Source organism: Nostoc sp. MS1 (genome assembly GCF_019976755.1).
Lineage (GTDB): Bacteria > Cyanobacteriota > Cyanobacteriia > Cyanobacteriales > Nostocaceae > Trichormus.
Genome location: NZ_AP023441.1, coordinates 4,630,589 through 4,649,965, shown reverse-complemented (window position 1 = coordinate 4,649,965; position 19,377 = coordinate 4,630,589). Strand labels below are relative to the sequence as shown.

Sequence of the window (19,377 nt, the reverse complement as noted above, 5' to 3'; positions counted from 1 at the left end):
ACCGCTACAACGCTAAAGCATTGTAGCGGGAGAATTTAATCCACAAAACTACTTTGTTTGTTTGCGCTTACCCTGCAAGTTTCGCTTTAAGCCACTTTTTGTAAGTGTCGCACGCGAGGTATAACTTCTTGAGCAAAGCGTGTCATCTCTTGGACGAAAGGATTGAATTGCAGCATGAAAGTATCGATACCTGCATCAACGAAAGCTGCAACGCGAGTTGCTACAGTATCGTAACTGCCTACTAACCCTGCGGCTGTGCCACCATTACCGCCAACAGCCGGATTTTTGGCAAAAAGTTTAAACATCGCCGCTTCTGGGTCAACACCTTTAGCAACACTTAATTTATATTGTTCTTCCAGCTTTTGCCGTCCCATCAATCGTTCTAATTCTGCTTGTGCTTCTTCGTCTGTGGGACGAGCGATAACAAAAGCTGATAGACCAAAGCGCACTGCTTGGGGTAAGGGACGAGGACGGTTTAAAACTTGCTTAATTACTTTGCGTACATCTTCAATCGGTTGACCGTTAATGAAGTAAACATCAGCTTGTTGAGATGCTAAAATCTGCGCTGGGTCTGATGCTCCTCCTAAATAAATCCGAGGATAGGGTTGAGCGACAGAAAAAGGTCGCAGGCTCAAGTCTTGAATTTTGAAATATTCACCTTCAAAGTTAACTCGCTCTCCACTCCACAAGGCTCTGACAACCTGTAACCATTCACCAGAATAGCGATAACGTTCATCATGGGGAGGGAAGGGAATATTAGTCCGCTCCATTTCTGGACGAAACCAAGCACTAATAAGATTGATAGCAAAACGTCCCTGACTGATAGCATCAATTCCCAAAGCCATCTTCGCTAAGACGGCTGGATGAAATAGTAAAGGTTTAATGGCTGCAATAATTTCTATACTTTCCGTAGCCTCAGCCAAAGCTGCGCAAGCTGTCCAAGTTTCCAACTGGTCTAAATCTAGACTACGCGGGTTAGCAAGATGCTGTGCTACTAAGGTGGTGACATATCCTAAACGCTCTGCTTCTAATACTAGCGATCGCGTGCGCTCATAACTAGCATCAATTGGTTCATCTGGCGCATTCAGGGGGCCAAAGTTACCGCCAACAGGGGCCCATATACCGTAGCGTGGTTCTGACATTTTTACCTCAAGTTTTGTGGGGAGTGTGGGGAGATGAACTAATGATTAATGACTAATGACTAATGACTAATGACTAATGACTAATGACTAATGACTATTGACCAAACCCAAATTTTCTCTGAGTGTATTTCCTGTATATTCTTTGCGGAACAGTCCGCGTTTTTGTAGTTCGGGAACGACTAAATCAACAAAGTCTTCAAAGGCTCCAGGGAGATAGGCGGGGGAAATGATGAAACCGTCTCCGCCTTCTTGATGAAAGATGTCTTCTAGTTGGTCGGCAATTTGGGTAGGAGTACCAACTAATTGCGGTACAACTAAGCCTCTCCCATAAATCTTGCCTAATTCTCTAAGAGTTAAACCTTGCTCTACACCTAGTTTTTGCGCTACGGCAAACACTCCGTGCGAGCTTTGCACATCAATTTTTTCTATGGGTTGGTCTAGAGAGTATTGTGATAGGTCAATACCTGCATGATTTGATAGAGTTAGTAATCCAGCCATTGGATGCACTAACTCATTGTGAAAGGTTTGCTTTTCTTTGGCGATGGTTTCTGTCTCTCCCACAAAAGGCATGACCGCAGGTAAAATCTTACAGTTATCAGGATCGCGTCCATACTTAGCCATGCGAGTTTTCACATCCTGATAGTAGGATTTCATGGCTGTGAGATTGGGACTAATTTCAAAAATTAACTCTGCCCATTTAGCCGCAAACTCTCTACCTTTATTAGAAGCACCAGCTTGAATAATTAGTGGTCGCCCTTGGGGAGAACGGGGAACAGTCAAAGGCCCCCGCACTTTCAACCATTGCCCTACATGGTGGACGTAGTTAACTTTTGTGGGGTCGGCAAAGATGCCATTTTCTCTATCTAAAACTAAGGCTCCTTCTTCCCAACTACCCCAAAGTTTAAAGGCTACTTCAAGAAATTCATCAGCGCGATCGTAGCGTAAATCATGTTCTAGATGCTGGTCAAAACCAAAATTTCCCGCCTCACTAGCCCTACTTGATGTCACTACGTTCCAAGCTGCCCTTCCTCGGCTGAGGTGGTCAAGAGTCGCAAATCCTCTGGCTAAATCATAAGGTTGATAATAGGTGGTAGAACGGGTAACACCAACGCCGATATGCTTGGTAACAACTGCCATCGTAGTAGCAAGTAATAACGGGTCTAGCCTTACTGCTCCTTGTGCGCCATACTTGAGACTCTCGGCAAAACTCCCTCCGTAAGTATCAGGCATTGTCAAAGAATCTGCGAAGAAGACTAAATCAAACTTGCCTCGCTCTAGAATACGAGCAATATTTTGATAATATTCAGCCTCCAGAAAGCCTAGTTCAGTCCTGGGATGCCGCCAAACCGCATGAGAGTGAACAACCTGCGAAGCAAGCAGGAAACCAGCTAGATGTATTTGTCTCATGAAGATATGTATTCCTTACCAAGTCACATCTTGGCTACCACTGTTATGTGCAATAGCAGAGGGTAAATTACTACAATAAATTGGCTCTCCAAGATTTTAACTACGATAAATCGGTCGAGTAACAGTAGTTTGTCTGAGAAAAAAATCTCATAGTTACTTAAAAAAAGCAATAGGTGTTAGCAAAATGACATACTTAGTCATTGGTCATTAGTCAATAGTCAACAGTCCATGTTGAAAAGACAGTGGTTCGACTGCGCTCACCAACCAGGCATAACTCTTTAATTTTGAATTTTGAATTGATTTCTCCCCACCCCCTTGTTTTTTACGCTTATCTGTGCAACCCTCTTAATATACTACAGTAAATCGACTAATTTACCGTAGTTTGTATTGGTGCAAAATTTACTATTAGCGCCTATTATAAGGGTTCTAGAAAGCTATGTCTGAGCCACGCTACGGGATTTGGATACCTGTCTACGGCAACTGCGGCGTGATGAACCATCCGCTTGAACCTCGTGATGCTAGTTACTCACGAGCCAAGAATTTGATTCGGTTGGCTGAAAGGTGCGGATTTACCACAACTTTAATAGCGCAACATATCATCAATCCCAGGAACCAAGAACTTGACCAGTTAGAAACCTGGACAGCAGCAGCAGCACTTGCCGAAGCAACAAGTTCGATTGAGATTATTGCAGCTGTCAAACCTTTATTGTTTCATCCAGCCGTCTTAGCCAAGATGGCTTTAGGTATCGATGCTATCAGTGGTGGACGTTTTGCGATTAACTTAGTCAGTGCTTGGTTCAAGCCAGAGATGGAAAAACCAGGGATCAATTTCCTATCTCATGATGAACGTTATCGATATTCTGATGAATGGATTAGGGTGGTAAAAGCCTTATGGAGTGCAGAAAAAGTTAACTTCCAAGGCGATTATTTTCACATCAATAATTTAAAGTTGAGTCCAGCACCTATAGCCAAACCACATCCGCGTGTATATGTGGGTGGGGAGTCAGAACCGGCGCACGAACTAGCAGCTAAAGAAGCGCATACATTTTTCCTTAACGGTCGTCCGATTGAAGTTATTCGAGAAACTATTACTCAGGTCAGACAAAAAGCTCACCATCGTTCTCAACCTCTAGGCTTTGCTATGTCAGCTTTTGTCATTGCTCGACCAACAGACCAAGAGGCGGAAGCAGAATATGAAAACCTCAGAGCAATGGTACTGGCACAAGACGATCGCACAGAACTACTCAAAGGCGTAGATTCAGAAGTCGTCATGTTTAAGAATATGGCTAAATACCCTGGCGTTGGTAGTAACGGTGGTACTGCTGCTGGCTTAGTTGGTAGTTATGACACAGTGGCTCATCGTATTGCCGAATTTACTAAGGTAGGAATTGATACGTTCATGTTGCAATTCCTACCCTTTGCCACAGAAATGGAACGCTTTTCTGCGGAGATTATACCAAGAGTGCGGAAGTTAACAGTAGAAAGTGAAGCGATCGCTAGTCATTAGTCTATAGTCCATAGTCAAAAGTTATTCTCCTCTTTGCTGACCAAAAATTGTGGAAATCTGACTTTGAAATCAAAGATTGGCAGCTAAGTCAGCCATAGTTCCGAAATATCCAACCACACAGGAATCAACTATGACCGCAACATTAACTCGTCCAGCTTGGACTACTGATTTAGAACTAGAAATTTTCGACAAACTGTTGGATAAACACGCTCCCCATTTGCCGAAAAAGCGCTTAGAAGAACCCAGACCACCGCAGACTGAAGAAGAAAAAGAAAATTTCTATCGCTTCCGTGTAGCTGGTGCAGCCCATGATCTATTTATTGTGCAAGTCTGTGCCAAAATAATTGACCAAATTCCTGATCCAGAATTACAGCTATTTTTAAGTCGTCAATTGGGTGATGATGGCGCACACGCTCAAAATACTCGTTTAAGAGCGCAAGCAATATCTGGACGCGACCCCATTGATGATATCCAAAAGCAAGTACAGAAGCATTGGGATTATATGGGTGACTTACCTATTCGTAATTGGCAAGGCTTTTTGGCTTTTGAGTTGCATTATGAGCTTCATATAGTGGCTTTGTTATTTATTAATAGCCGTACCAGCAAAATCAACGACCCAGACTCAGCTAAGTTTGCGGCAGCAAGAATCTTACCAGATGAAGCAGTTCACCGCTTAGGCGTTGTAGATTGGTGGCAACGCATATTTGATCAAGCCTCCCCAGCCGAGAAGGAGGATTTAATCGCACAAGTCCTAGAAGTTGATGAAGAAGGTCAACGTCGGCGCAACCCTTACCTCCGGGATCATTGGCAATTGAGCAAAAAAGCTATTGGGATTGAAGTTGATGATTTGCCAGTTCTTTATGATACTTGGCGGAAAGAAGTTCTATCTTACTTCTTGGATATTCCTGTATCTAAACTGCCCAAGCTTGTGAGTGTGAATGATTAGGGTCTGGAAAATAATTAGCTCATATTTACTACCCAATTTTAAATTTGGAGCAAAGCAGCGTGAGTGCAACTTTAACCCGTGAATGGACTGTAGAGTTTGAAAAAGAAAATCTGGAAAAACTAATTAGTAAACACGCGCCTCATGTGCCGTTGACTCGTGAACACGCTAGTCTTCCCCCAATTACAGAAGAAGAAAAAGAAGGTTTTTATCAGTATTGGGCCGCTACTGGTGGTCATGACTTATCTATTGTACAAGCAGCTAGTAAGGCTATTTGGTTGATTGCTGACCCTGATTTGCATTTAATTTTGAGTAGACAAATTGGTGATGACGGCGCTCATGCGATCGCATTTCGAGAAAGAGTGATTGCCCTAACCGGACGCGACCCGATTGATGATATTCGTAAGGAAGCTCAACTCCATTGGGAGTTTTTAGAAGATTTACCCTACCGGAATTGGTTAGGTTTCTTGGCTTGGGAATTACATTATGAACATCATATTCTGCCCCAAGTTTGGATTAATAAATTAACCTCACGAATTGGTGATGCTGTCTTAGCAGAACAAAGTAGTGAGAGATTTAGCGATGATGAAGCTATTCATCGTATAACTATTGCCAATTGGTGGCGGAAAAAGTTTGAGCAAGCTTCACCCAATGAAAGGGCGGAACTTGCAGGACAATTATTAGAATTGGACGAAGAACTCCAACAGCGACGCGCAGCTTATATCAAACAACGTTGGCAGGATGCAGAAAAGTTTAATGGTGCTAATACCCAAGGTATTGAACCAGTATATGATTCTTGGCGTAAAGAAGTACTTTCTTACTTGTTAGATATTCCCAATCCTCAACTAACTTCTATTAATAAATAAACTCTACCTATAAAGATAGGTGAAATTTTGCCATGTAAAAACTATCACTAATTACCTTAACGATTAGTGATAGTTTTTGCTGTTAACTAATATTTTATTTGTCGATATGACAATTTTTAAAATTTAGTTCTCATGAACACAATAATTTTGTAAGCAATAGTTATATCATAACCTATCTAATAGGAAGAAAAATTTCTGCAAAGCGATTTTAAAGTTTTGGCGTAGAAAAATTATCTGTTAATTGACGTAAAGAATTAAAAATTAAATATTAACAAGAACCGGAAATTAAATTGAGACAATCTGCCATAAGGCGAAGGGTTAAAAAATGTTGACTCGCTTGATAAATCAATTTTTATCTGTATTGAAAAGTAGAGGTCAAAGGCTAAAAAGCTTTGGCTTATTGTTTGTGTTTGGTGTTGGTTTGAGTGTGGCGATCGCCTCTTGCGCTCCTAGTAACTCAGCCGATGCGCCAGCACAAAAACCCCAAGTTCCTCAGCTGACAGTGCTGAAAATGGGACATCAAAAGGGAATGGCGTTACTAAATATTGTCAAAGCGCAAAGAAGCTTAGAGAAACGCTTGCAACCTCAAGGAATTTCCGTAACTTGGAATGAATTTTCCTCGACTGCACCCTTACTTGAGGGGATGGGTGTAGGTGCGATTGTGTTTGGTGGTGGTGGCGGTACTGGTAGTGTCTTTGCTCAAGCTGGAGATAAACCTTTTGTTAGAGTAGCGGCGAGTACCAGTAGCACCAGGAGTTCCGCTATTCTGGTTTTGGAAAACTCACCAATCAAAACACTTGCAGACTTAAAAGGAAAAAAAGTTGCTTTTGCTAAAGGCGCGAGTTCCCAATATATGATTGTGCGTGCTTTAGAAAAGGCTGGCTTGAAATATAGTGACATTACACCCGTGTTTCTCACACCAGCAGAAGCTTTACCCGCCTTTGAACGGGGAGATTTTGATGCGTGGGTAATTTGGGACCCTTACACCGCCGAAGCAGAACGTAAACTTCCCACTCGTCTATTAGCAGATAACACTACTGTATTTGGTGATAAAGCAGCAACGGAAAGTCCTGCATTTTATTATGCTGCTCCAGAGTTTGTCCGAGACTATCCAGATATTGTCAAGATTGTCTTGGAGGAGATAGAAAAGGCTGGGGTTTGGTCTAAAAACAACTACAAAGATTCGGCACAACTGCTATCCAAACTCTACAAAGCCGATATCAAGACGATGGAGATTGTCGAAGAACGTGGTGGAGAACGTAAAGTACTACCTGTAACCGGGGAAGTTTTGGCAGGTTTACAACGCATGGCTGATGCCTTTTATGAACTCAAAGTTATTCCCAAGAAAATAGATGTCAGTGACCCGAAATATAACTGGGTTTATGACAAATAATCGTAAAGTTTTTGTAGTTGATTAAAATAGGCGATCGCATGAAATTACCCATCAATCTTAACCGTCGATTCTTCTTAATAGCCCTTACCTCATTTACAGCTTCTACAATCTTCTCTAGCTGTAGTTCACCTCAGAATAATTCAGCTACTAATACAACCACAAATCCATCAGCAACCCCAGCAGCAAACACAACCACAACTGGAACCAAAGAAAAAATCAAAGTTGGTGTAACCCCAGTACCAGCCGGAGAGATTTTAGAGTTTGTCAAAAAGAATTTAGCGCCTGAAGCTGGACTCGATATCGAAATAGTTACTTTCAATGACTTTGTACAGAATAATACTGCCTTAAAAGATGGGGTAATTGATGCCAATTACTTTCAACATATTCCTTTTATGCAGGATTATGGCAAGAAACATAACTTCGAGATGTACGCTTTTACCCCGCAAATTCATTTGAATCCAGTAGGACTTTTTTCCAAAAAGCATAAATCTCTTAAAGAAGTCCCTAATAAAGCACTTGTGACAATTCCTGATGACCCTAGTAACGCCCATCGTGCTTTAAAAGTATTAGAAGAATCAGGTTTAATTAAACTCAAGCCAAATGTTAGCCCTGCTAGTCCAAAAGATATTATCGATAATCCCAAAAACATCCAAATTAAAGAAATACCAGGAGCGCAAGCAATTCCTAGCCTTCCTGATGTTGACTTAGCTGGAGTTACAGGTAATTGGATTGTCCAAGCTGGATTAAAAACCGATAAAGATGCTTTGGCATTAGAGACAGGTAAAGACCCAATTTATGCTGTTACTGTCACTACATTAAAAGGTAAAGAAAACGACCCCAGGATTCAAAAATTGTATAAGTTGTTGCTTGACGATAAGGTTAAGCAGTTCATTAAAGAAAAATATCAAGGTGCAGTTATTCCTATCCCATAGATAAAAATCCTCTTCTTACTGCTACAAAACTTTTGTTGTGGAGGAACTTCTAAATGATCACATTTACCGATGTCCGCAAAGTTTACAACCAAGGAACACAAAAAGTTGTGGCATTAGATGGCGTGAGTCTTCATGTCAAACCAGGGGAAATTTTTGGTGTTTTAGGTCAAAGTGGTGCTGGCAAAAGTACATTAATTCGTTGTGTCAATCAACTAGAAAAACCTACATCGGGTTCAGTTTTAGTTGATGGAGAGGAAATGACCAAACTTACTGGTAATCAGTTACGCCGCGCCCGTCAACATATTGGCATGATTTTTCAACACTTCAATTTACTTAGTTGCCGAACTGTTGCAGAAAATATTGCTTTTCCTTTGGAAGTGATGGGTTATAGCAGACTTAAACGCCGCGCCAAAGTGGAAGAATTAATTTCATTGGTGGGGTTACAAGGTAAGGCAGATGCTTATCCGGCACAGCTTTCTGGTGGACAAAAGCAACGGGTAGGTATTGCTAGGGCTTTGGCTGGAGAACCAAAAGTGCTACTTTCTGATGAGGCTACATCAGCACTTGATCCCCAAACTACAAGATCAATTCTCGACTTATTGCGTAACTTGAATAAGCGTATGGGTTTGACAATTTTGTTAATTACTCATGAGATGGGTGTAGTCAAACAAATTTGCGATAGTGTTGCTGTACTCAATGCTGGCAAAATTGTGGAAAAGGGTTATGTTACCGACTTAATTACCAAGCCGGAATCATTTCTTGCCCAGGAAGTCTTTCCCCGCCGTAATGGTTATAAACCCAAACCTGGGGCTGTTCTTGCCACGATCGCCTTTGCTGGAGAACAAGCCAGTCAACCAATTTTCGCCACCCTCGCCCGTAATTTTGATGTGGATGTGAATATCCTTAGTGGCAGTGTAGAGACAGTAGGCGATCGCCGAGTTGGTCAATTCCACATCGAACTAAAAGGTCAAAAAGTCACTCAAGCTTTGAAATATTTACATGATGAAGAGTTTGAGGTAGAAGTCCATTAAATTAAGTCTGGTAATTACGAATTAAGAATTACGAATTATTATCATGTTTTATATAAAAAGAAATCGACGCTATTTTCTCTTAACAACAGGGTGGGCGATCGCATCTGTTTTATTTGCCAGTTGTACACAAAACCAAAACTCATCAACTAGTCAATTAGTTAGCCAAGCAACTACCCAAACAGTTAAGACAAAATTACTCAAAGTAGGTTCTCGAAATACTACAACAGAGGATGTTTTAAGATATATTAAAACTGAAATAGCTCCTAGCTAAGGTTTTGACTTTGAGATTGTCACCATCGCTGATTCCGTCAAGATTAACGATGCTCTTAAAAATGGAGAAATTGACGCTAATGTTTTCCAGCACGAACCATTCATGAAGCAAGCCGCCAAGCGCCTCAATGCAGATTTTGTGATGCTCAATCGCAGTTATACTACCCTAAGTGGACTTTATTCAAAACGATTAAAAATTAAATCAGTTGCAGAAATTCCTGTAGGAGCGACTATTGCTATTTCTAACGATGATAGCAATCAAGACCGCGCCTTAAAATTTCTCAAACACATCGACTTAATTAATTTAAAAGATAAATCTAGTGAGTATTACAGCCTCAAAGATGTCCTTCCCCATCCGAAAAAACTCCAAATTAAGGAATTAGATAACTACGCCATAGTCAGAGCTTTGGAGGATTTAGATTTAGCCGTGACATCTGCAACCTTTCTTGTTCAAGCTAAAGTGTCTCTCACCCCAATTGTGATAGATGAGGTTGGCATGGCTAACAAAAACTATGCAGTTGGTTTAGCAACTATGAAAGATAAAGTAAATGACCCAAATATCCAAAAACTCAATCAATTGCTTGTCGATCCCAAACTAAAAGATTTCATTAATACTAAATTTAAAGGCACAATTGCCGCCGTGTTCTAATATCTATATCTATCCATCAACTCATTCCATTGGAACGCAGAGTTGCACATTTTAGAACAATGAACCGGAGGTTTAATGAGTAGCTCAAAACAATTAAAACTAGGTGCTTTCATGCGTCCCGTTAGTATACATACTGGGGCTTGGCGCTATCCTGGGGCTATACCTGATGCTAACTTCAACTTCCCAACACTGAAACGATTGATTCAGAAACTAGAACAGGGCAAGTTTGACGCATTCTTTATGGCTGACCACTTAGCGGTGTTGAATATGCCCATCAACGCACTCAAGCGTAGCCACACCGTCACCTCTTTTGAGCCTTTCACTTTACTTTCTGCCCTCGCCAGCGTCACTGAAAACATCGGACTGGTAGCCACAGCTTCCACAACCTATGATGCACCTTTCCACATTGCTCGCCGTTTCGCCTCTCTCGACCATATTAGTGGCGGTCGGGCTGGCTGGAATATTGTCACCACAGCTAATCCCGATGCTGCACTCAACTTTGGTCTAGAAGAAGAAATCGAGCATGATGAACGCTACCGCCGAGCTAGAGAATTTTATGATGTCGTCACAGGTCTGTGGGATTCCTTCGCTGATGATGCGTTTATTCGTGATGTGGAAGCAGGGATTTATTTCGACCCAGAAAAGCTGCACGTCCTTAACCATAAAGGGAAGTATCTCTCAGTGCGGGGGCCGTTGAACATCGCTAGACCAGTCCAAGGCTGGCCAGTCATTGTTCAGGCGGGTGCATCTGAAGCAGGACGACAATTAGCTGCCGAAACTGCCGAGGCTGTGTTTGCACCGGCTGGTAATCTAGAGGCAGGTAAGGCTCTATTTGCAGACATTAAGGGTAGAGCGCAGACGATAGGACGCGACCCAGATAGTATCAAAATTCTGCCAGGGGCTTTGGTAGTTGTCGGTGAAAGTGTGGCAGAAGCAATTGCCAAGCGCGAACATTTGGATAGCTTAGTACATTATGACAGTGGAATTGCTAGTCTCAATAGTGCGCTTGGCTACGATGTTTCTAGCTTCGACCCGGACGGGCATTTGCCAGAAATTCCCGAAACTAACGCCGGACGCAGCTCCCGCGAGCGGATAGTAGCCCTGGCACAACGCGAAAACCTGACTATTCGCCAGTTAGCTCAACGTATCGGCAGTTACGGCGGACTAGCTTTTGTTGGTACACCCGAAACTATCGCCGATGAGATGGAGCAATGGCTAGTTGAGGAAGGGTCTGACGGCTTCAACATTATGTTCCCATTTGTGCCGGAAGGGTTGAACGATTTCGTAGACAAAGTAATCCCAGAACTCCAACGACGCGGTATTTTCCGCAAAGAATACGAGGGCAAAACCCTACGCGAAAATCTCGGACTCCCCCGTCCTGCTAACCGTTTCTTCCAGTCTGAGAAGTTGGAAGTAGTTAGTCATTAGTCATTGGTCATTGGTCATTGGTCAACAGTCAACAGTTAACAGTTAACAGTTAGCAGTTAATATTTCTAACAGGAGAACACATTTTGTCATCTACATCTCTTATTCTTTATGTCGATGCCCAATACATCAGCCCTTATGCGCTGTCGGCTTTTGTGGCTCTGCATGAAAAAGCATTGCAATTTGATATCCAGACTCTTGACCTTGCTGCTAAAGCCCAACATGAGCCAGACTTTGCAGCTAAGTCCTTGACTCGGCGTGTACCGACTTTAATTCATGATGGATTTTCTTTGTCTGAGTCTTCGGCGATCGCAGAATACATTGATGAGGTTTTTCCTGGTACACTTTTATATCCCACTGAACCACAAAGTCGAGCAAGAGCGCGTCAGGTGCAAGCTTGGCTGCGTAGCGATCTCACAGCCTTAAAACAAGAGCGTCCTACGGAAGTTGTCTTCCTGGGGGAAAAACAGCCACCGCTTTCACCAAAGGCGCAAAGAGCAGCCGAAAAGTTGTTTTCTGCCGCCGAGTTACTACTTGCTGCTAACACCGAAAACCTCTTTGGTCAGTGGTCTATCGCTGATGTCGATTTGGCTCTAACTCTCAATCGTCTAATTTTACACGGCGATTCAGTACCAGATAATTTAGTGACATACGCCAAAACTCAATGGCAACGCCCATCTGTCCAGTTATGGGTTAATCAAAAACGTTAGTATCTGAGTGATGAGTAAAAAGGCCAGTACTTCTTTACATCCTTGGCTGTAAAACTTGTCTGATTGGGACTGTAAGCAATGTGCGATCGCCAATAGCAAGCAGCCCATCGCCTAAAGTCTCTTAACCTTTGCAAAAAGACTTTACAAGAGATTGACAACTTATAGAAAATTTGCGACTATCAATCTACGATATTTCGGTCGAGTTTTAGTACTTTATTGTCATTGATTTGAATTTGTTACCAGAGGTAAGCGCCTCATCTCTGGGAGCATTTGTTATGCCATGCACTGCCGAAAACTAGAGATTGCCTCATCACTGAACTAAAAGAACTTTTCTCAAAAAAGGAAATTTGGAGATAGGAAAATGATAAAGAGTCCAGAGAAACTTGCAGATACGACAATCCAGTTTTCGGCTCCGGTCACGGCTAACTCGCCGGAACTCCAGCAGCTTTTCGACTATATCGCTCTGGGGGCAAGTGAGCGCGATCGCGATCGTATCCTCCCTTTTGATGTGGTGGAACTAATTCGTCGTTCTCGGTTGGGTGCGTTGAGAATCCCCGTTGCCGAAGGTGGCGCTGGTATCACTGCGCGGGAACTATTTGAGGTTGTGATTCGCTTGGGGGATGCTGACCCTAATGTTGCTCACATTGTACGGAATCATTTCTCTGTTACCGAGCGAATTTTGCGTTCTGAGCGTACCGAGAGGAATCAGCGATGGCTCAAGGCGGTCGTCGATGGGGCAATTATTGGACTTGCTTCCACCGAACTGGAAGTGAAGCGTGCTGGCGGTGGTCAAGTCGTAAATACGAAATTAACACCCGATGGAGATGGTTATCGTCTGAATGGGACGAAGTATTACAGTACAGGCAGCCTTTATGCAGATTTGATTTTTGTGCGTGTGTTAACACCAGAAGATACTACAGCTTTTATTCTCATACCTACTAACCGTCAGGGAATTACCCTAGTCGATGACTGGGATGGCTTCGGGCAAAGGCTTACAGGTACGGGGACAACTACCTTTACAAATGTTCGTGTAGAGGCGGATGAAGTAATCCGAGATACAGACACAGATAAAGACAACCTCCCCTACAACATCGTCCCGCAATTATTCCTCACAGCAATTAATGCTGGGATTATTCGTAGCGTTCTACGTGATGCCAAAACCCTCATCCGTACACGACCCCGGACTTTCTACCATGCTGTAGCCGAGCAAGCAGCAAATGACCCCATATTGCAACAGACTGTTGGGCAGATTGCGGCCAACGCCTTTGCAGCCGAAGCGATTGTCTTAGCCGCAGCAGATGGACTTGACCGCCTCCCTGCTGCTCAAGCTCAGGGTGAGGAAGCAGAGACGGCTGCGGCACTTGCAACTTCTCTGAGTGCATCCAAAGCCAAATTGATTGTTGATGAATTGGCTCTACGTTCAGCCACCTTGTTGTTTGAAGTTGGTGGAGCTTCCACAACTAAGAAAAGCTCTAACTTTGACCGTCACTGGCGCAATGCCCGTACCTTATCCTCCCACAACCCAAATCACTTTAAAGCTCGTGCGATTGGGGACTACGAAATTAACGGTACACCACTGCCACAGCGAGGATTTTTCTAATTTGTTCAGATTCCCGACTTCTTATAAGGTGCTTTGGGTATTTGAGAAGTTAGGAATTACAGTCAAGCAAAACTGTAGAGAGAACTATGAGTGTAATTGACACTACTTCTTTTACAACAAGTCAAGAGGCGATCGCTAGTCCTACAGACTATCCCGAAAGCCCTCTATCCCAGGCTCTCCAGCAGCCAGTGCTTTTGGGATTATTCTTACCAATTCATCATGGTGGTTGGAGTTCATCAACCCTACCGCGTACTACCGACTGGTCGTTTGATTACAATGCCAAGTTGACAAAAAAAGCTGAGGAGTTAGGTTTTGATTTAGTCTTCGGTTACTCCACATGGCAGCCAAAGGGCGGACAGGGGCCGACTCGCACAGAAGTTGGTTTAGATGCCTTCATTGCTACGGCTTCTCTTGCCAGCATTACCTCACGTATTTTGTTAATTTCCACAATTCATGTCCTCTACGGGCCTTGGCATCCTATTCATCTAGCCAAATTTGGGGCGACACTTGACCACATTTCTCAAGGTCGCTGGGGAATAAATGTCGTCACCGGACATAGGGCTTATGAGCATGAACTGTTCGGCTGGAGTCAAATCGAACACGATCGCCGTTATGAACTCGCCGACGAATTTGTCACCATCCTCAAACGGTTGTGGTCGGAAACAGAGAATTTCTCTTACAAGAGTCAGAGTTCTTGGCAGTTCAAAGATGCCTACATCAGCCCCCGTCCGCTTTATGGTCGTCCCATCCTCGTGAATGCCACTGGTTCGGATGCGGGGATTAAGTTTGCTGGCCGCCATTCTGATATCGTCTTCATCACCAGTCCAGCAGGTGGAGATTTAGAAAGCGCCTTGTCTTCCTTACCCGCTCATACTGCCCGTGTGAAAGAATCGGCGATCGCCAATGGTAGACAAATTCGCACCCTCTTAAATCCGCTCATCGTCGTGCGTGAAACGGAAAAAGAGGCCGAAGAATATGCTCAAGCAATCATTGACCATGCAGATCGTGAGTCAATAGCTGGCCGTTCTCGCGTCAGTAGCGATGCCCACGCTTGGAGAGGACATCAGAAGGGAAATTTGCGTCATGGTGTTGGCAGTGCGATCGGTGGTAATGTGCAGCTAATCGGTTCCCCTGAACAAATTGCCGAACAACTCCTGCAACTAAATCAAGCTGGTGTTGATGGCTTTCAACTTGCTTTCTACGATTTTGAGCCAGATTTAGATTTATTTGGCAAGCATGTTCTCCCACTACTCAAACAAGCTGGACTCAGGCTTTGAATCCACTACCAACGTGAGGATTGTTTAGCAGTTTTGCACTTCAAATCTGAGAACTATATAAATGGAAGGACAAGAATTAATAGATAGTTTGTTGCTTGCAACTGGCGAAACCTTTTACATGGTAGGTATCTCTGCTTTAGTTGCCATATTTTTAGGCTTACCTTTGGGTTTATTCCTAGTAATGACAGGCCCAGGTAACTTATTGGACTTTCCCCAACTGCATAAAGTGCTGGGTGCGATCGTCAACACTGGGCGATCGTTTCCTTTTATTATTTTGCTTGTCGTTTTAACACCACTCACCCGTCTAATTGTTGGTACTTCCATTGGTAGCACTGCGGCTTTAGTTCCCCTCACTCTCGCCGCCATCCCATTTTTTGGACGTATTGCTGAAACTAGTATTTTAGAAGTTGATAAGGGACTAATAGAAGCTGCCCAAGCAATAGGGTGTAATTATTGGCAAATCGTGCTTAAAGTTTTGATTCCCGAAGCTTTACCCTCATTGATATTAGGCATGACTATTTTGGTTGTGAGTTTACTTAATTCTTCTGCAATGGCTGGTGCTGTTGGTGGCGGTGGATTAGGTAATTTGGCAATTCAATACGGCTACCAACGCTTCGATGTAGGAGTAATGTTTTCCACCATTGTGGTTTTGATTGCACTAGTACAAATTATTCAATTTTTAGGTGATTTAATTGCCCAACGGATGAGAAAGCGTTGAACAAACGCTGGAAGTTGAAGCAATTTAAAAATAAAAAACCCTATAAATTTAGTATATTGATTATAAGTATTATGAATACACGCAGATTTTTCCTAACAGCTTTAGGTTCTCTTACTGCTTCTTTCATCTTTGCAAGTTGTAGCCAGCAATCTGCTCAAACTCCCACTAACAATACACAAACCATTAGCCAGAAGGAGCAGAAAGAAGTAATTAAAGTTGGGGTGACTGGTATAATTTCTCAGGATATTTTGAAATTTGTCAATAAAAATTTAGCTGAAAAAGAAGGCTTAGAAATTCAAGTTGTCACTTTTAACGATTGGATACAACCCAATACAGCCTTGCGCGATCAAGTTATAGACGCTAACTTTTTCCAGCACAGACCTTTCATGAATAATGCTGTTAAAGAACTCAAAATAAATTTAGTTCCATTAAATACAATTTATTTAAACACATTAGGACTTTTTTCTAAAAAGTTTAAGTCAATTAATGAAATTCCCCAAAATGCCACTGTAACTATTGCTAATGATGTGATTAATAATGACCGAGGTTTACGCTTATTAGCAGCTAACGGTTTAATTAAACTAAAGGAAAATGCTCCACAATTTGTTACCCAACGAGATATTGCAGCTAATCCGAAAAATTTACGAATTAAAGAAGTTGAAGGTGTACAAGTTGTACGTGCTATTAATGATGTAGATTTTATCGTGTCCTCGGCTCAGACTGTGGCACTTGCAGGCATAGAACCTAATTCTATGGGCAAAGAAACAGCGAAGGATAAGAAATACGCTTTAGCATTAGTTACATTACAGGGCAGAGAAAACGAACCTAAGATTCAAAAGTTAAACCAGTTACTTGTTCATCCCAGTGTTAAAGAGTTTATCAATAATGAATATAAGGGAAGACTCATACCCGTCTTTTAGAGATTAATCAGGTTTTTGAGAGGATGCGATCAGCTACGCTGGGCGGAACATCATCGCCACAAGAGTAGAATTTGCCAAAATATTCACCTTCCCATAATCCTTAATCACACAGCGATTCTTCACTTCCCGCACCTGCTCGTTCCCAAAGCTGTGCGGTTTCTGCTTATAGATGAAGTTGCTGCATCTCACTCTGATCCCTACTCTGAGAGGGTTTGAGGATATTTCATCTATTTTTTACTAATTTTACTTAAGTTTTATAAAGAAGTATGTTATTTTATTAATTAATCTTAACTATGATTAGCTTTGGTATTTTCGAGCGAGCTGACAGAGATGGCGTTCCCTTCACTGTCGGCGATCGCTTTTATTTTTGAAAAGAAGCTAAATGAGAAATTGACTTATTCCACCGAATAAATAGAAAGTGAGTGATGGAAGTAAGAGTGCGATCGCTAACGGTGATCGTACGAAATCAAAATGCTATCAGTAGCTTATTTTGGTGCGTAAGTCCTGTTTGCTCTACCCATCAAGCCTTTCCTTGTAATGTTAACTCTCGTTTTTGATTGTTAAGAAAGATGTAGGTAATGGATAGCCTACCACGAGAGGGATTAGGGAGAGGTCAAAAAAACTTGTCGAACTTACGTTAAATTGCGATCGCCAAAAAATACTCTAGACGTTTGATCGGGATTATGGATAAAATACGGTAAGGCGATGAGATTACCGTAATTTGTGTGTATAATTGCCATAACTGACCAAAAAATGAGCTTAACAGAAGAAAGCCTTAAAAAATACTTACTAAAGGCTATCTATCGATATTTCTGCCGTAAAGCTCTGAAAAATCTCTCAATTGGTTTTGCATTTACAAAATTGCTACTAGGAGCTTTTGTCTACCATCGAGCCGTAGTTTTGTCTTTAATCGACTACTGTCTTGAGCTAATTGTCTTGAAAACGCTGTTTCTGGAATAGAGGTATGGATTATTTGTTGCTACCATTTTTAAGCTTCTTAGTTGGCATTATCGTGGGGTTAACGGGTATTGGTGGAGCCTCTTTAATTACTCCGATGTTGATTTTTATCTTTCAAGTACCGCCTTCAATTGCCGTTAGTTCCGATGTTGTAGCTGCTACTTTAATGAAAGTAGTAGGTAGTGTTAAGCATTGGCAACAAGAAACCCTAGACAAAGAAGCTGTAAAATGGCTAGCGTTAGGAAGCGTTCCAGGTTCACTATCTGGTGTAGCAATTCTGCATCTAATTAAACATACTGGTGAACATAATTTAGATCATATTTTGCTACGTTTACTTGGGGTAACAATTCTATTAATAACGTTGTTAGCGTTAGTACAATTGTTGCTAATGACTTTCTTTCCTAAATTTAGTTTACCCGAACTACCAAAATTTGATTTAACTACTACTTGGGGTCGCATTTTTACTATCACTATAGGAGCCGTTTTAGGATGCGTAGTTGGTTTAACTAGCGTTTCTTCAGGCTCATTATTTGCTCTAGTGCTAATTGGATTTTTCCGTCTTGATGCTCGTAAATTAGTAGGAACTGACATTTCTCAAGCAGCAATTTTATTGTTGTTCACATCGCTAGGACATCTCAGTTTGGGAACAGTTGATTGGAGTTTAGTATTGCCTATTTGGCTAGGTTCTGTTCCTGGGGTATTACTAGGTGCAAAAGTATGTCAAATTACACCTCAACGCCCTCTAAGATTTATCATTTATGCAATTTTAATGATGGTTAGTTGGAAGTTAGTTTATCAGGTGTAAATTAAATATGGCTCAAAGCTTCAGGTTAAGCAGCCAAGTAAATGTACCTCTTTCATACATGATAAATAGCCCCAAACCTATCAAAATAAAGGGAACAAAATTTTTACCATGAAGGCTTAAAATATAAGCGATCGCAGTTTGACGACTCAACAAGTCAGCAATGGCGCACCACACAGCCACCATGACAAAAAACACGCCTAAGATTACTCCTAATCTGATCAAATTTTGACCAGCAAATAAAGGAATATAAATGCTGATATTATCGCCACCATTAGCAACTGTCACCGCAGCTACTTTATAAGTATGAGGATGCAAAATACTCAATATAAATGACAACACAGGATTAGCAGGATAAGACTCTTTAAACTCAGTAGTTACTGCTTGTATTTGTGTATTCTCATTGTCTGGTTTAACTAACTGTTTGATACCTATAATTATTGGTAATATTCCTAATAAACCTATTAATTCTCTTTGAATAAATAAGCCACCAAAAAATCCTGGAAGACTGGCTAAAATGATGATCGTAAAACCAAGAAACTGACCAAGCCAAATATGACGACGACGGAAATTAATATCTACTTGTGAGAAAAGTAGCAGTAAAATAAGAATGTCATCAATATTTGTGACTGCGAAGGCAACCAGACTTTCCGTAAAAGCCGTTACTAACTGATTCATGCTAGATTATCGAAATTGCAAAAAGGCGGTAGTATTTGTCTTGCTGAAGACTAAATAAGAGGATGAGTTCTCTTATCTAAAGATAACCAAATTATGTAAAATGAAAATGCCCTACTCATTAAATTAATAAATTTAAGAATCAATTTAAAT

19 protein-coding genes are annotated in these 19,377 nt (G+C 41.8%); 16 read left to right on the top strand and 3 right to left on the bottom strand.

The features are described from left to right. Positions 1-86 precede the first annotated feature (86 nt). Entirely contained in the window at positions 87-1,142 is a 1,056-nt protein-coding gene (locus tag NSMS1_RS20160) for an LLM class flavin-dependent oxidoreductase (protein ID WP_224086538.1), read from the bottom strand. Between the two features lie 87 nt (positions 1,143-1,229). Next, positions 1,230-2,549 carry an LLM class flavin-dependent oxidoreductase gene (locus NSMS1_RS20155; protein WP_224086537.1) on the bottom strand — a complete coding sequence of 440 codons (1,320 nt, stop codon included), beginning with the start codon at positions 2,547-2,549 and terminating at the stop codon, positions 1,230-1,232. Between the two features lie 436 nt (positions 2,550-2,985). Between NSMS1_RS20155 and NSMS1_RS20150 the strand changes: the two genes are divergently transcribed. The 16 genes from NSMS1_RS20150 to NSMS1_RS20075 all read left to right on the top strand — a co-directional run bounded on the left by NSMS1_RS20150 (position 2,986) and on the right by NSMS1_RS20075 (position 18,552). Continuing rightward, on the top strand, positions 2,986-4,056 hold the full coding sequence (locus NSMS1_RS20150) for an LLM class flavin-dependent oxidoreductase (RefSeq protein ID WP_224086536.1): 1,071 nt from the start codon (positions 2,986-2,988) through the stop codon (positions 4,054-4,056). 130 nt (positions 4,057-4,186) lie between these two features. Continuing rightward, positions 4,187-5,002, top strand: a complete 816-nt coding sequence (locus tag NSMS1_RS20145; RefSeq protein ID WP_224086535.1) for a hypothetical protein — start codon at positions 4,187-4,189, stop codon at positions 5,000-5,002. A gap of 59 nt (positions 5,003-5,061) precedes the next feature. Further along, positions 5,062-5,865: a hypothetical protein gene (locus NSMS1_RS20140; RefSeq protein ID WP_224086534.1), complete on the top strand. Its 804-nt coding sequence runs from the start codon at positions 5,062-5,064 to the stop codon at positions 5,863-5,865. Between the two features lie 325 nt (positions 5,866-6,190). Beyond that, positions 6,191-7,258 carry an aliphatic sulfonate ABC transporter substrate-binding protein gene (locus tag NSMS1_RS20135; RefSeq protein ID WP_224086533.1) on the top strand — a complete coding sequence of 356 codons (1,068 nt, stop codon included), beginning with the start codon at positions 6,191-6,193 and terminating at the stop codon, positions 7,256-7,258. 38 nt (positions 7,259-7,296) lie between these two features. After that, entirely contained in the window at positions 7,297-8,190 is an 894-nt protein-coding gene (locus NSMS1_RS20130) for a MetQ/NlpA family ABC transporter substrate-binding protein (protein ID WP_224086532.1), read from the top strand. Positions 8,191-8,243: 53 nt separating this feature from the next. Further along, positions 8,244-9,221: a methionine ABC transporter ATP-binding protein gene (locus NSMS1_RS20125; RefSeq protein ID WP_224086531.1), complete on the top strand. Its 978-nt coding sequence runs from the start codon at positions 8,244-8,246 to the stop codon at positions 9,219-9,221. A gap of 43 nt (positions 9,222-9,264) precedes the next feature. Then, positions 9,265-9,492: a hypothetical protein gene (locus tag NSMS1_RS20120; RefSeq protein ID WP_224086530.1), complete on the top strand. Its 228-nt coding sequence runs from the start codon at positions 9,265-9,267 to the stop codon at positions 9,490-9,492. Between the two features lie 15 nt (positions 9,493-9,507). After that, positions 9,508-10,140, top strand: a complete 633-nt coding sequence (locus NSMS1_RS20115) for a MetQ/NlpA family ABC transporter substrate-binding protein (protein ID WP_224095290.1) — start codon at positions 9,508-9,510, stop codon at positions 10,138-10,140. 75 nt (positions 10,141-10,215) lie between these two features. Further along, the gene (locus NSMS1_RS20110; RefSeq protein ID WP_224086529.1) at positions 10,216-11,568 is read left to right on the top strand and encodes an LLM class flavin-dependent oxidoreductase; all 1,353 of its coding nucleotides are present in this window, start codon (positions 10,216-10,218) and stop codon (positions 11,566-11,568) included. Positions 11,569-11,651: 83 nt separating this feature from the next. Beyond that, positions 11,652-12,275: a glutathione transferase gene (gene yfcF / locus NSMS1_RS20105; protein ID WP_224086528.1), complete on the top strand. Its 624-nt coding sequence runs from the start codon at positions 11,652-11,654 to the stop codon at positions 12,273-12,275. A gap of 361 nt (positions 12,276-12,636) precedes the next feature. Further along, on the top strand, positions 12,637-13,875 hold the full coding sequence (locus NSMS1_RS20100) for an acyl-CoA dehydrogenase family protein (protein ID WP_224086527.1): 1,239 nt from the start codon (positions 12,637-12,639) through the stop codon (positions 13,873-13,875). 86 nt (positions 13,876-13,961) lie between these two features. Continuing rightward, positions 13,962-15,152: an LLM class flavin-dependent oxidoreductase gene (locus NSMS1_RS20095; protein WP_224086526.1), complete on the top strand. Its 1,191-nt coding sequence runs from the start codon at positions 13,962-13,964 to the stop codon at positions 15,150-15,152. Positions 15,153-15,213: 61 nt separating this feature from the next. Continuing rightward, the gene (locus NSMS1_RS20090; RefSeq protein WP_224086525.1) at positions 15,214-15,870 is read left to right on the top strand and encodes a methionine ABC transporter permease; all 657 of its coding nucleotides are present in this window, start codon (positions 15,214-15,216) and stop codon (positions 15,868-15,870) included. Further along, the gene (locus tag NSMS1_RS20085) at positions 15,867-16,790 is read left to right on the top strand and encodes a MetQ/NlpA family ABC transporter substrate-binding protein (RefSeq protein WP_224086524.1); all 924 of its coding nucleotides are present in this window, start codon (positions 15,867-15,869) and stop codon (positions 16,788-16,790) included. The genes NSMS1_RS20090 and NSMS1_RS20085 overlap by 4 nt, the downstream gene beginning before the upstream one ends. A 753-nt stretch (positions 16,791-17,543) precedes the next feature. Continuing rightward, positions 17,544-17,750 carry a hypothetical protein gene (locus tag NSMS1_RS20080; protein WP_224086523.1) on the top strand — a complete coding sequence of 69 codons (207 nt, stop codon included), beginning with the start codon at positions 17,544-17,546 and terminating at the stop codon, positions 17,748-17,750. A gap of 4 nt (positions 17,751-17,754) precedes the next feature. Continuing rightward, positions 17,755-18,552, top strand: a complete 798-nt coding sequence (locus NSMS1_RS20075; RefSeq protein ID WP_224086522.1) for a sulfite exporter TauE/SafE family protein — start codon at positions 17,755-17,757, stop codon at positions 18,550-18,552. Positions 18,553-18,564: 12 nt separating this feature from the next. Here the strand turns inward: NSMS1_RS20075 and NSMS1_RS20070 are convergent, their stop codons facing one another. Beyond that, positions 18,565-19,227 (bottom strand): cadmium resistance transporter, encoded by a 663-nt coding sequence (locus NSMS1_RS20070; RefSeq protein ID WP_224086521.1) that lies wholly within the window; start codon positions 19,225-19,227, stop codon positions 18,565-18,567. Positions 19,228-19,377: the final 150 nt, after the last annotated feature.